The 12,671-nt window shown below is 73.8% G+C and carries 7 protein-coding genes, 1 pseudogene and 1 riboswitch; of the genes and pseudogenes, 4 read left to right on the top strand and 4 right to left on the bottom strand.

Annotated features, from left to right (window positions below):
• Positions 1–76 precede the first annotated feature (76 nt).
• Positions 77–192: riboswitch (ZMP/ZTP riboswitch) on the bottom strand.
• A gap of 371 nt (positions 193–563) precedes the next feature.
• The 3 genes from JZ5iCDA_RS05630 to JZ5iCDA_RS05640 are packed head-to-tail and all read left to right on the top strand — an operon-like array spanning position 564 to position 4,132.
• A complete protein-coding gene (locus tag JZ5iCDA_RS05630; RefSeq protein ID WP_069386276.1) occupies positions 564–2,492 on the top strand; it encodes a glycosyltransferase in 1,929 nt (642 codons plus the stop codon).
• A 21-nt stretch (positions 2,493–2,513) separates the two neighbouring features.
• Positions 2,514–2,879: an STAS domain-containing protein gene (locus tag JZ5iCDA_RS05635; protein WP_069386270.1), complete on the top strand. Its 366-nt coding sequence runs from the start codon at positions 2,514–2,516 to the stop codon at positions 2,877–2,879.
• On the top strand, positions 2,876–4,132 hold the full coding sequence (locus tag JZ5iCDA_RS05640) for a glycoside hydrolase family 26 protein (RefSeq protein WP_069386271.1): 1,257 nt from the start codon (positions 2,876–2,878) through the stop codon (positions 4,130–4,132). Before JZ5iCDA_RS05635 ends, JZ5iCDA_RS05640 begins: the two co-directional genes overlap by 4 nt.
• Here the strand turns inward: JZ5iCDA_RS05640 and JZ5iCDA_RS05645 are convergent, their stop codons facing one another.
• Together JZ5iCDA_RS05645 and JZ5iCDA_RS05650 are read right to left on the bottom strand one after the other, a co-directional pair.
• Positions 4,133–5,476 carry a family 16 glycosylhydrolase gene (locus JZ5iCDA_RS05645; RefSeq protein WP_069386272.1) on the bottom strand — a complete coding sequence of 448 codons (1,344 nt, stop codon included), beginning with the start codon at positions 5,474–5,476 and terminating at the stop codon, positions 4,133–4,135. It abuts the gene before it with no gap.
• Positions 5,477–5,584: 108 nt separating this feature from the next.
• Positions 5,585–6,112, bottom strand: a complete 528-nt coding sequence (locus JZ5iCDA_RS05650; protein WP_069386273.1) for a GNAT family N-acetyltransferase — start codon at positions 6,110–6,112, stop codon at positions 5,585–5,587.
• A 108-nt stretch (positions 6,113–6,220) separates the two neighbouring features.
• Between JZ5iCDA_RS05650 and purU the strand changes: the two genes are divergently transcribed.
• Complete coding sequence (purU, locus tag JZ5iCDA_RS05655; RefSeq protein WP_069386274.1) at positions 6,221–7,135, top strand: formyltetrahydrofolate deformylase; 915 nt, start codon at positions 6,221–6,223, stop codon at positions 7,133–7,135.
• 465 nt (positions 7,136–7,600) lie between these two features.
• Here the strand turns inward: purU and JZ5iCDA_RS05660 are convergent.
• Together JZ5iCDA_RS05660 and JZ5iCDA_RS05665 are read right to left on the bottom strand one after the other, a co-directional pair.
• Positions 7,601–10,720 (bottom strand): annotated as a pseudogene (locus tag JZ5iCDA_RS05660) (pullulanase X25 domain-containing protein); the annotation flags it as partial.
• A gap of 210 nt (positions 10,721–10,930) precedes the next feature.
• Positions 10,931–12,671, bottom strand: a 1,741-nt coding sequence (locus JZ5iCDA_RS05665; protein WP_139122970.1) for an ATP-binding cassette domain-containing protein, incomplete at its 5' end; no start/stop codon positions are given.

Raw genomic sequence — 12,671 nt, forward strand, 5'->3', positions numbered from 1 at the left:
TCCTCGCGGTCTGCGGCAGTGTCGTCGGTCCGGCTTCCGGTGCGGGCTCGTCCGGGCACGCACCCACCAGGTGGTGACCCGGGGCCCAGGCGAACGACCCGTCGTCTGCACAGCTCGTCGCTCCCCGGTGGTTCTCCACCCTCCCGCGACCCGCCGAGGCAGGTCCGGGACGCGCCAGTCGCGACGCGTCGATGCTACCGCACGGTCGTGTGACGACCGGGTGAACGCCGGACCGCTCCCGAGGGCCGGGGGTTTCCACGACGTTGCCGGTCTGTGCAGGTTCGGGCAACGGCGTCGAAAATCTGGCTCCGGACGGTCCGCAGGCCTGGTGGGCCTTCACCCGCTCCTCTACATTCGAGCCACGTCACGGCCCTCCGGCCCGGTCCCCGCAGCAGCGGGGTCAGGGGCGGGGAGGGGGAGGTCGCGACCGGCACGCCGACGTGCTGTGCACAGCGCATCTCCGCGACGCCACCGACGCCGCCGCTCCCGAGCACGCCGGGCGTCCCCTCGCGGGTCCGCACGACGCGCTCGTCGTTGGTCGGAACGGCGAAGGGTTCGGGCGCATGGGTGGCAGCAGGTTGGCGACGGTCCGCGTGCTCGCGGTCGTGGCGGTGGCGTTCGGTCTGGTCTACATCACGTGGCGCTGGACGGGCACGGTGGCGTGGGAGGCGTGGTGGATCGCCGTCCCCCTCGTCCTCGCGGAGACGTACAGCCTCGGCGAGACGGTCCTGTTCGCGCTGACGACGTGGAACGCGAGACGTCGCCCTCCGGCGCCGCCGGCGCCCGAGGGGCTCACCGTGGACGTCTTCGTGACCACGTACAACGAGCCGCTGGAGCTCGTGCTGCGGACCGCCGTGGCGGCCCGCGACATGACCTACCCCCACGAGACGTGGGTCCTCGACGACGGCGCGCGCCCGGAGCTCGAGCGCGCCGCGGCCCGCCTCGGCGTCGGGTACATCACGCGCGGTCCCGAGTGGGAGGGCAGGCCGCGCTACGCGAAGGCCGGCAACGTCAACAACGCCCTCTTCCGCACGACGGGCGACCTCGTCGCGATCCTGGACGCCGACCAGGTCCCCGAGCCCCGGTTCCTCGACCGGGTGCTCGGCTACTTCACGGACGAGGAGGTCGCGTTCGTCCAGACGCCGCAGCACTTCTGGAACGTCACCCGCAAGGACCCGCTGGGCAGCAACGCCGAGCTCTTCTACGGCCCGATCCAGCAGGGCAAGGACGGCTGGGGCGCCGCGTTCTTCTGCGGGTCCAACGCCGTGCTGCGCCGCGAGGCGCTCATGGCGCTGGGCCTCACGCGCTTCACGCGCACGGCGGGCGGCCGGATGCGCAAGGCCCTGCGCGCGGGCCGCTCGCGGATGCAGGACCTCCTCGGCGAGCTCGCGGTGCGCGAGCCCGCGGCGATGCCCGTCGCGGAGGACGCGCTCGCGGCGATCCGCCGCGCCGAGGACGGGTTCCGCCACGGGGAGGTGCTCTCCGAGATCACGTACACGCTCCGTGCGGACTTCTCCCAGGCCCTGCTCGCGCACCCCGACCTGCCCGACGACGTCGTGCCGGAGCTCGACGCCGTCCTCGAGGCGGTCGACGTCGCGCGGACCGACCAGGCCCTGACCATCCACCCGCTCGACACGTCGAGCATCACGGAGGACATGGCGACCGCCATGCACCTGCACGCCATGGGGTGGACGAGCGTCTACCACCACGAGGTCCTCGTGCGTGGCCTCGCGCCGGAGGACGTGCGCACGATGCTCTCCCAGCGCCTGCGCTGGGCGTCCGGCTCCATGCAGGTGTTCTTCGGCGACAACCCGCTCACCGTCAGCGGGCTCACGCTCGCCCAGCGGCTCATGTACCTCGCGACGATGACGAGCTACCTCAGCGGGTTCGCCGCCGTCGCGTACCTCGCCGCGCCGGTCCTGTTCCTCACCACGGGCGTCTTCCCGCTGCACGCCGACCCCGCGCTGTTCTTCCTGCACTTCGTCCCGTTCTTCGCCGCCTGCCAGCTGCTCTTCCAGGTGTCGGGCCACGGGGCGCGCGGGCTGTGGCGCGGCCAGCAGATGTCCTTCGCCCTGTTTCCCACGTGGATCGCGGCGACGCTCTCCGGCGCGGCCGCCGTGTTCCTGCGCCGGCACCTGACCTTCGCCGTCACGGCGAAGACCAAGCAGTCCACCGGCAGTGGCTTCCGCCACGTGCGCGTCCAGCTCCTCACCGGCGCGCTGCTGCTCGCTGCGGCGGCCGTCGGGGTCCAGCACGCCCTCGCCGGCGAGGCGTCCGACGCCGCGACCGTCCTCTCGCTCGTCTGGGTCGGCGTCGACCTCGCCCTCCTGGGCGTCGTCGTCGGCGCCGCCCGCTACCAGGGGCCCGGTGACGCCGTCACCGACCCCTACCCCGTGCCGCCCGAGGTCGCCGCCGTCCTGTCGACGGGTCCAGCGGCGGGCTCGGCGGCGGACAGCGACGTCGCTGCCACCGTCCGCGTCCTCGAGAACTAGCCCCAGGAGCTCACCGTGGCCATGACCGCCAGCACCTCCTCCCCCGCCCTCGCCCCGTCGGTCGCCCACCCGCGCACCGCCGACCTCGTCCTCGTCGGCCACCTCGACGCCCGAGCGGTCCTCGCGCTGCGCGCGCAGGTCGCCGCCGCGGTCGTCGACGGCCCCGTCCTCGTTCTCCTCGACGTCTCCGCGGTCGACCGCGTCACGCCCTCCGGCGTGGCCGGCGTGCTCGACCTCGGCCGCGTCGCCCGCGCCGCCGGTGGCGACCTGCGCCTCCACGGCCTGTCGCGCGCCGTCGCGCACGCGCACGCCGCGCTGCGGCTCGACCTCGTCACCCGCGTGTACGGCGGGCGTGCCGCGGCTCTCGCGACGGCGGGGACCCCGTGAACGGGCGCCCGCCCGAGGTCCCGTCCGGGGACGGGCCCGTCTTCGTCCTGCATCCCCGGCGCACGCGCCGTCGCCGCCTCGGGATGGTCGTGCCGCTCGTCGTCATGGCGCTCGGGGTGAGCGCCGTGGGCTACGGCTTCACGCGTGTCACGCCGTCGCTGCCGGGCGCTCCCGCGCCGGCCTGCATGGCGGACGCCGACGCGGTCGTGCCCGAGCAGGGCGCGCTCCTCGGGGTCAACCTCGACTGGGAGGCGGAGACGCTCGCCGAGCACCGGCAGGACCTCGGGCACGCGCCCGCGGTCGCCGTCCAGTTCTCCGACATCCCCTACGACGACGCGACGTGGGAGCACACGGTCGGGGCCGTGGGCCAGGTCGAGGAGAACGGCGGTGTCCTGCTGCTCACGCTCGAGCCGCACGGCGGCCTCGACACGATCGGCGACGAGGTCGTGGACCGGCTCGCCGAGGACCTGCGGGCCCTCAACGCGGACGGCGTCCCCGTCGTGCTGCGCTTCGCCCACGAGATGAACGGCTCGTGGTACGCGTGGGGACAGCAGCCCGCGAAGTACGTCGAGACGTTCCGCCGCGTCGCGGCCGCGGTGCACGAGCGCGCACCGGGGACGTCGATGATGTGGGCGCCGAACTACGGCGGCGGGTACCCCTTCACCGGAGGCCAGTTCGCGGCCCTGCCGGGCACGCCCGACCACGCCGCGCTCGACACCGACGGCGACGGCGCGGTGACGATGGCGGACGACACCTACCTGCCGTACTTCCCCGGGGACGACGCGGTGGACTGGGTCGGCATCTCGCTCTACCACTGGGGCAACCAGCGCCCGTGGGGCAACAACGAGGTGACCGAGGACGGCAAGTTCCTCGCGATGCTGACCGGCACGTACGTCGGCACCGCGGGCGACGACGCCGCCATCCCGGACTTCTACCAGGTCTACGGCGTCGAGCACGGTCACCCGGTCGCGATCCCGGAGACGTCGGCGATCTACACCCCGTCGCGGGACGGCGCCGACGAGCTCGACGTCAAGCGGGCGTGGTGGCGGCAGGTGTTCTCCGAGCGCACCCACGAGGAGTACCCGCAGCTCAAGATGATCAACTGGTTCGAGTGGGCCAAGTTCGAGATCGAGATCAACGACGACGTCGACTGGCGGGCCGCTGGCTCGCCCGAGGTGCGCGACGCGTTCCTCGAGGACCTGCCGTCGTGGCTGCGGTACGCGGAGGACGTCGACGTCTGCGGTGACGGCTGATCAGCCGAGCCACCACTTCTGGTTCTCGGTGCCGGCGCAGGTCCACGTCTGGAGCGGGGCGCCGTCGGCGGTGGACGCGTCGCGCACGTCGACGCACCGGTCGGCCGGGACGCTGACGAGGTCGGCGGCGGGCGTCAGCACGAGCTGCTGGGCCCGCGCCCCCGAGCACGTCGCGAGCTGCACCGCCGCGCCGTCCGCCGTGGACCCGCCGGCGACCTCCATGCACAGGCCGAGCGCGCGCACCGTGCCGTCGGGCGCGAACGTCCACTGCTGGCCGGGGCCGTCGTCGCACGTCTCCAGCACGATCGGCGTGCCGGCGACCGCGGCGTCACCGGGCACGCCGATGCACCTGCCCGCGAGACCCCGGATCGGCCGCGCCGCCGGGGTGGCCCCGTCCTCCGGCGCACCGGAGCCGTCGTCCCCGGCCCGGTCCTCGGCGCGGTCCTCGCCCTCGCCCGTACCCGCGGGGGTGCCGGTCGAGTCGTCGTCCGGCGGCTCGTCGGTGCCGGCGTAGACCCGCACCCAGTCGACGAGCATCTGCTGCGGGAGCTGCGTCGAGCCGTCCGGCGGTCCGGGCCAGACCCCGCCGACCGCGAGGTTGAGGATCAGGAAGAACGGGTCGTCGTCGAACACCCACCGCCCGTCGTCGACGTCGTCGGGCGTGACGTGCGCGTACGTCTCGCCGTCGACCGACCACGTGACCGACCCGGGCCGCCAGTCCACCGTGTAGACGTGGAAGTCGTCCGCGAAGGCGCTGCCCTCCGGGAGGACGGACGAGGCCGTCACCGAGTTCGCCCCGGACCGCCCCGGCATGTGCAGGCTCCCCCACACCGTGCCCGGCTCCTTGCCGACGTTCTCCATGACGTCGATCTCGCCGCTCGTCGGCCACGGGTCGGTCGTGTGGACGTCGCGGCCGAGCATCCAGAACGCCGGCCACATCCCCTGCCCGCGCGGGACCTTGATCCGCGCCTCGAACGTGCCGTAGCGCTGCTCGAAGAGGCCGGCCGTCAGCAGGCGGGCGGACGTGAACTCGCACGAGCCGTAGTGGCACGTCGCACCGTCGTGGTTCTCGCGCCGCGCGGTGATGACGAGGTGGCCCTCGCCGTCGTGCGCCGCGTTGCGCGTGCTGTCGGTGTAGCGCTGGAGCTCGCCGTTGCCCCAGCCGTCGCCGCCGAGGTCGTACCGCCACCTGCTCGGGTCGGGCGGTGTGCCGGCCGGACCGTCGAACTCGTCCGACCAGGTGAGAGGTCCACGTGAGGGTCCGTCCGCGCCGTGGATCACGACGGCCGCCCCGGTGAGGGCCACCGTGACGACCAGCGCGACGACCAGGGGTCGCGTCCGCATGCTCCATCGTCCGGACGCCCGGTCGCCCGGCACAAGACCCGCGGCGTTACGGCGGCGTGAACTCTGCGCCGCGCTCCGTGCCCGGGCCGGACCCCGGAGGCGCCGCGCTCAGTCGTGGTCGGCGAGCGCGTCCGAACCGGCGAGGTTGCGCGCCTCCGCCTCGCCGAGGATGCGGCGCAGGTACGTGTACGTGAGGTCCCCCGCCGCCTTGTCGTACTGCTCCTCGTACCCGTGCCGCGTGTACAGCGCGAGGTTCTGCTTCGAGTCCTTGCCGGTGAAGACCCAGATCTCCGACGTCTGCTCGGGCAGGTACGGCAGCACCTCGAAGAGCATCTGGGTGCCGATGCCGCGGCCCTGCATGTCGGGCGCGACGGCGAGCCGGCCGAGCGTCGCCTTCGTCCCCTCGATCTCGACGCGCACCGACCCGACGAGGCGCGGGCCGAGCCACGCACCGATGGTCACGACGTCCTCGCGCGCGAGGTCGTCCCGCAGCTCGTGGAGCGTCTGCGTCAGCGGCGGGATGTTCGGGTCGCCGTACAGCTGCGCCTCGGTGACGAACGCCGCCCGCCGCAGGGTCAGGAGCTCGCCGGCCTCGGCGTCCGTGACGAGGCGGGTGGTGATCTGCGCGTCGTTCATGGATCCATCGTCGCAGAGATGCGGTCGCCTCACGGCGCGTGCCCGGGGTGATGTCCGCGGAGAGGACGGGCGGGCCGGACGGCGTCGTGCCGCGGCTACCCTCGGAGGGTGTCCACGTCAGCGCTCTCCACCTCGCCGGACGCCCCTCTCGGCGGCGTCGCGGAGCCCAGCCCCACCGCCCCGCAGCACTGGGTCCTCACCCTCTCGTGCCCGGACGGGCCCGGGATCGTGCACGCCGTGGCGGGTGCGCTCGCCCGGCTCGGTGGCAACATCACCGAGTCGCAGCAGTTCGGCGACCCGCTGTCGGGCCTGTTCTTCATGCGCGTGCAGGTGGAGGCGGCCGCGTCCCGCGAGCAGATCGTCGAGGCCCTGACCCCGGTCGCGGAGCGGTTCTCGATGCGCTGGGACCTCGACGTCGTCGGGCGGCGCGTGCGCACGCTGCTCATGGTGTCGCGGGCCCCGCACTGCCTCGTCGACCTGCTGTACCGCGAGCGGTCCCAGGCGATGCCGATCGACGTCGTCGGCGTCGTCGGGAACCACACGGACCTGCAGGACATCGCGACGTTCTACGGCAAGCCGTTCCACCACGTCCCCGTGACCCGCGACACCAAGCCGGCCGCGGAGGCGCGGCTGCGCGAGCTCGTCGCCGAGCTCGACGTCGAGCTCGTCGTCCTCGCGCGGTACATGCAGATCCTCTCGGACGACCTGTGCCGCGAGATGCCCGGGCGGATCATCAACATCCACCACTCGTTCCTGCCGAGCTTCAAGGGCGCGCGCCCCTACGCGCAGGCCCACGACCGCGGCGTGAAGCTCATCGGCGCGACGTCGCACTACGTCACCGGCGACCTCGACGAGGGCCCGATCATCGAGCAGGACGTCGAGCGTGTCGACCACTCGCGCCGGGTCGAGGACCTCGTCGCGATCGGCGAGGACGTCGAGCGCCAGACGCTCGCCCGCGCGGTCCGGTGGCACGCGGAGCACCGCGTCCTGCTCGACGGCCACCGCACCGTCGTCTTCCGCTGACCCGCCGGCCCTGCGAGACCACGCTCGCGCGGGAGAGTCCCGGTCCCGCGAGGTAGAGGCCCGGACCGCGAGGTAGTGCCCTGGTCCACGAGGCAAAGCCCTGGCCTCGGACCAGGGCTCTGCCTCGTGCGACCGGGCTCTACCCCGGCGTCAGGAGCAGCTCAGCTCCTCGTAGGGCGCGGTGAACGTCGAGGTGACCTCCTCGCCGTCGACCGTCGCGGTCGCCGTCACGGTCGCCTCGCCCGCCTCGGCCGTCCCCGCCCGGACCGCGAACGCCCGGTACGCGTTCCGGCCCGGCTGCACGGTTCCGGCGGCGTGCGCGCCGTACGGCGTCTCGAGGCGCACGTGCACCGGGACCGCATCGTCGTTCGCCGCACGGACGGCGAGGTACGCCTTGCCCGCGAGGCAGCGCGCCTCCGCCTCGACGGCGACCGCGAGGTCGTCGCCGCCCTGCGGCTCGCCGCCGATCTCGAGCACGTGCGTCGCGACGTCGTACGTGAACGTGACCGTCTCGCCGTCGCCGACGGAGAACTGGTAGTTCGCGCCGCCGGGCGCGCCTCCGACGCCGTAGTTCTCGGCCCAGCTCAGGCCGTGCGCGACCTTGGTCTCGTACGCGCCCGCCGCGAGGTCGTCCGTCGACCAGGTGTAGGTGCCGTCGCCGTCGGGGTCCTTGAGCCACGACGCGAGGCAGTCGGGCGCCCACGTGCCCGGGCACCCGACCTGGTCCTGGAACGAGCCGGGCAGCGTGACGAGCGGGCCCTGCGCGGTGCTGGAGAAGTCCTTGCTCACCGGGTCCCAGTAGAAGGTCACCGGCCCGCCGTCGGTCGTGTACGTCGCGTTGCCGCCGTCCGGCACGCCGCCGACGCCGTAGTTCACGGTCCACGACCCGTTGATCGCGACCTTGTACTCGTACGTGCCGGCGGGGACGTCGAACGTCCCCTCGTACACGCCGTCCGGGCGCTGCGTGAGCCTCGCGGCCTCGCAGCCCGGGGCCCAGTCGCCCGCGCAGCCCATCGCCGCGTTGTGGCTGCCGGGCACGGTGACGAGGTCGATCTCGGGCTCGGGCTCCTCGGTGACGGTCCCGGTGACGTCGACCCCGACGCTCGCGAAGGTCGACGCGGCGGCGCGGTCGCCGTCGGCGTCGGTCGTCACGGCGCGGTACTCGACGAGCGTGCCCTCGGGCAGGCCGGTCACGTCGTGGAAGACCCGCGGCGTCGTGTCCTCGGCCGTGCCAAGGGGCGTCCACGCCTCCGAACCCACCTCGCGCCACGCGAACGACGTCTCCGCCCACGCGTCGGCGTCGACCGTCGCCGCGACGGGCGCGACGCCGGTGACGCCCGCGCCGGCGGTCGGGACGGTCACGGCGATCTCGCCGGAGGAGTCGGCACCGACCTCGCGGTCGGCCACGAGCACGACGGCGGACGTCGCCGGGACGCTCAGCGTCACCGTGCCGTCGGCGTCCGCGGTGACGGGCTCGCCCTCGCCGTGGAGCACGGCGTAGGAGGCGCCGGGCGTGAGCGTCGTGAACGTCGCCTCGCGCGCCTCCGACGCGTTGTTCAGCGCGACGAGGTGCTCGACCTTCTCCTCGCGGTCCACGCGGCTGAACGCGTAGACGCCCGCCCCGTTCTCCACGTACCGCTCGAGCTGGGCGCCCGTCGCGAGCGCCGGGTGCGCGTCGCGCAGCGCCGCGAGCGACGCGATGTGCTCGTAGAGCGGCGCGTCGGTGCCGAAGCGGTCGACGCTGCCGGCCTGCTCGCCCGTGACGAGCGGCTGGTCGGCGTACTCGGCGACCTGCGTCGCGAAGAGGGTCTGGCGCGCGTCCTTGTCGCCGCCCGTCCCCGCGAAGCCCTGCTCGTCGCCGTAGTACACGACCGGCTGGCCGCGCGTGAGGTACATGAGCTCGTGCGCGAGCTCGTCGCGCGCGAGCGGGTCGTCGGTGCTCGCGAGCATGTAGCCGACGCGGCCCATGTCGTGGTTGCCGAGGAACGTCGGCAGCGCCGTCGCCGACGTGTCGGGCGTCGTGTAGAGGTCGTCGCTCGCGAACAGCGACGCGAGGCCCTTCGCGCTGTTGCCGCTCGCGAAGCTCGTCGCGGCCGACTGGAACGCGAAGTCGAGCGTCGAGCTCATGTCGGTGCGGCGCACGTACGGCGAGAGCTTCGCGGCGTCGGCGTCGTAGACCTCGCCGAACATGAAGAACTCGTCCTTGCCCTGCGCGTGCGCGTGGTCGAGGACCTCCGTGGTCCAGCGCTCCCAGAACGGGAAGTCGACGTGCTTGACGGTGTCGATGCGGAAGCCGTCGATGCCGAGGTCGATCCAGTCCTGGTAGACGTCGACGAACCCGTCGACGACCGTGGGGTGCTCGGTCATGAGGTCGTCGAGGCCGTCGAAGTCGCCGTACGTCACCGACTCCCCCGTCCACGTCGAGTTGCCGCGGTTGTGGTAGAGCGTCGTGTCGTTGAGCCACGACGGGACCTTGAGGTCCTCCTTGCCCGCCGGCACGAACGGCGTGTACGGGAACGACGTCGCCGGGTCGAGCTCCGGGAAGTCGTCGGTGCCCGCGTACGTGGCCGGGTCGAAGACGTTCCCCGCCGCGTCGCGGTAGGGCGACGTCGCCTGGTCGACGTAGGAGTACTGCTTCTCCTCGTAGTCGATGACGTCGGCCGTGTGGTTGGTGATGATGTCGAAGTAGACCTTGATCCCGCGCTCGTGCGCCTCGTCGATGAGGGCCTCGAGCTCGGCGTTGGTGCCGAGGTGCGGGTCGATCTGCGTGAAGTCGGTGATCCAGTAGCCGTGGTACCCGGCGGACGCGTCGGCGCCGGTGCCCTGGACGGGCTGGTTCTTGAACGACGGCGTGAGCCAGATCGCGGTCGTGCCGAGGCCCTCGACGTAGTCGAGGTTCTCGCGCAGGCCCGCGATGTCGCCGCCCTGGTAGAAGCCCTTGTTCGTCGGGTCGAAGCCGGACACGAGCGGGTCGTCCCCGAGGCCGGCGGCGTCGTTCGACGGGTCGCCGTTCGCGAACCGGTCGGTCATGACGAAGTAGAACCGCTCGTCGGAGCCGGGCTGGCGCACGGGCGGGACGACGAGCGCGGCGTCCTGCCCGGCGTCGTACTCCCCCGCGAGGCCGAGCGGCGTGAGCGCGATGCGTCGCGTCGCGTCGTCGAACGTCACGCGCACGCGCGTGTCCCCGCCGAGCACGAGCGGGGCGATCTCCGAACCGCCGTCGCGGCCGTACGCCTCGTCCCACGCGTCGTCCATGGCGACCTTGTACTGCCAGGTGCCGGCGGGGACGTCGAACTCGGCGGACCAGACGCCGGGGGTGCCGGTCGGCGCGAGCTCGGTCGCGGCGCAGGCGGGGTCCCAGTCGGCGGCGCAGCCGAGCTCGGACTGGAGGTCGCCCACGAGGGCGGCGGTGCGGTCGTCGCCTGCGGCGGGCGCCGCGAGCGCGGCGACGGTGAGACCGGCGAACGTGGTGCTCGCGAGCGCGAGCGCGGCGGCCGACGCGGTCGCCCGAGCGGCGCGCGATCGGGTGGGGTGACCGGGTGACGCGGTCGGCGACGGCGGACGCCGTCGCGGCGTGGAGGTCATGAGGACTCCCTCGTCCAGGGGTGGGAACGGGACCGCCGGCGAGTGCGCGGCGACGCGTCCACCAGCGGGCGACGTCGACCGTGACCTTCTCCGTGAGCGGCTGTCACCGACAGTACCGATTGCAGAAACTTGCAGCAATACCCTGCACGCGCAGGCACCCGCTCCTTCCTCCGCGGAGGTGCCGACGGCGTACCGCGACCCGGACGGCGCTCAGCCCGCGAGGTGCCCCCAGCGCGCCGCGAGCTCCCGCCACGGCCCGACGTCGGCGACCTCGCCGTCGTCGAGCACGACCACGCGGTCCGCCCGGGCGAGCGCGGCGCGCTTGGAGGTCGCGCCGATGACGGTGGTCCCGCGCTCGCGCAGGGAGGTCCAGAGCTCGATCTCCGTCGCGGCGTCGAGCGCGCTGGAGACGTCGTCGGCGAGGAGCAGCTCGGCGTCGGTCGCGAGGGCGCGCGCGAGCGCGAGCCGCTGGACCTGTCCGCCCGACAGCCGGACGCCGCGATGGCCGACGAGCGCCTCGTGGCCGCCGGCCTCGTGGACGTCGCGCTCGAGGCGCGCCGCGGCGACCGGTCCGTCCAGCTCGCGGTCGTGGCCGAGGCGCACGTTGTCCGCGAAGGTCCCGGAGAGGACGCGCGGCACCTGGGCGACGTACGACACCTGCCCGGGGCGCAGGAACACCTGCGCGTCGACGACGTCGGTGCCGTTCCAGCGGATGGCGCCGGTGTGCTCCATGAGCCCGGCGAGCGCCGCGAGCAGGCTCGACTTGCCGGATCCCACCTGGCCGAGCAGCAGCACGAGCTCGCCCCGGCGCACGGAGAGGTCGACGCCCTGGACGCCGATCGTGCCGTCGTCGTGCACGGCGGTGACCCCGGCGAGGTCGAGCCGGTCCAGGGGCTGCCGGTCGACGGGCGACGGGACGGGCGCGGCACCGGCGACGAGGTCGACGTCGCGCGGCAGGTCCATGAGGTCGGTGCCCGCGGCGAACCGGCTCGTCGCACGCTGCCACGAGCGCGTGCCCGGCGCCTCGGTGACGACGGCCCCCGCGACGACGCCGAACCAGCCGAAGCCGTTGACCGCGTTCGCGACGAGCAGGGCGGTGGCGAGGTCCCAGGTCCCGGCGAGCAGGCCGGCCCAGGCGGCGACGACGCCGAGCTGGATCATGACGAGCGGCACGCCGTCGAGCGCGGCCTGCACGCGGTGCTCGAAGACCGCGGCGCGGACGCGGCCGGCGTCCACGTGGTGCAGGTGCGCGTGCACCTGCGGCGTGCGGGCGGCGAGCTTGACGGTGCGGGCGGCGTCGAGGGCCGAGACGAGCGCGCGACCGAACCGTGCGCGGGCGGCCGACGAGTGCGTCGCGGAGCGGCCGGCGATCGGGCGCCCGAGGGCGGAGGCCGCGGCGGAGACGACCATGACGGCGAGCAGGACGGCGCCCGCGAGCCACGAACCGCTGAGGAGGGCCGTGACCCCGGCGATGACCAGGCCGTTGACGAAGTCGACCCACCGGTCGGCGTACCGGACGAAGCGGTCGGCGTCCATCGCGCGGGCGACGACCTCGCCCGGCGGGGTGGCCGTCAGGCGCTGCTGGCGCGTCTGCCCGGCCATGACGGCCATCCGTACGCGCAGGAGGACCTCGACCCACCAGCGCGGGTACACGTACAGCGCCCGGGCGAGGCACAGCGGCGCGACGACGAGCAGCACCGCGAGCGGGACGAGCAGCGGTGCGGGGAAGCCCGCGCCTGCGCCCACGTCCTCGACGGCACGTCCCCAGAGGAACCCGGTGACGGCTCCCTGGGCGGCGAACAGGCTCGAGACGAGGAAGAGGCCCGCGCCCACGACGCCCCACGCGGGCCGCACGACCAGCGCGTGCAGCACGCCGCGCGCGAGGCTCGGCCCGTCACCGAGGTCGGGCAGGGTGGGCGGCGTGCCGCGCCGCCGCCGCCCGCCGACGGAC

The sequence above is a fragment of the Cellulosimicrobium cellulans genome (genome assembly GCF_001722485.1).
Lineage (GTDB): Bacteria > Actinomycetota > Actinomycetes > Actinomycetales > Cellulomonadaceae > Cellulosimicrobium > Cellulosimicrobium cellulans_A.

Excerpts from the sequence above, each read along its gene's own strand:
- JZ5iCDA_RS05650 (WP_069386273.1), bottom strand. The coding sequence starts at position 6,112 with ATGAACGACGCGCAGATCACCACCCGCCTCGTCACGGACGCCGAGGCC.
- JZ5iCDA_RS05630 (WP_069386276.1), top strand. The coding sequence starts at position 564 with ATGGGTGGCAGCAGGTTGGCGACGGTCCGCGTGCTCGCGGTCGTGGCG.
- JZ5iCDA_RS05645 (WP_069386272.1), bottom strand. The coding sequence starts at position 5,476 with ATGCGGACGCGACCCCTGGTCGTCGCGCTGGTCGTCACGGTGGCCCTC.
- JZ5iCDA_RS05635 (WP_069386270.1), top strand. The coding sequence starts at position 2,514 with ATGACCGCCAGCACCTCCTCCCCCGCCCTCGCCCCGTCGGTCGCCCAC.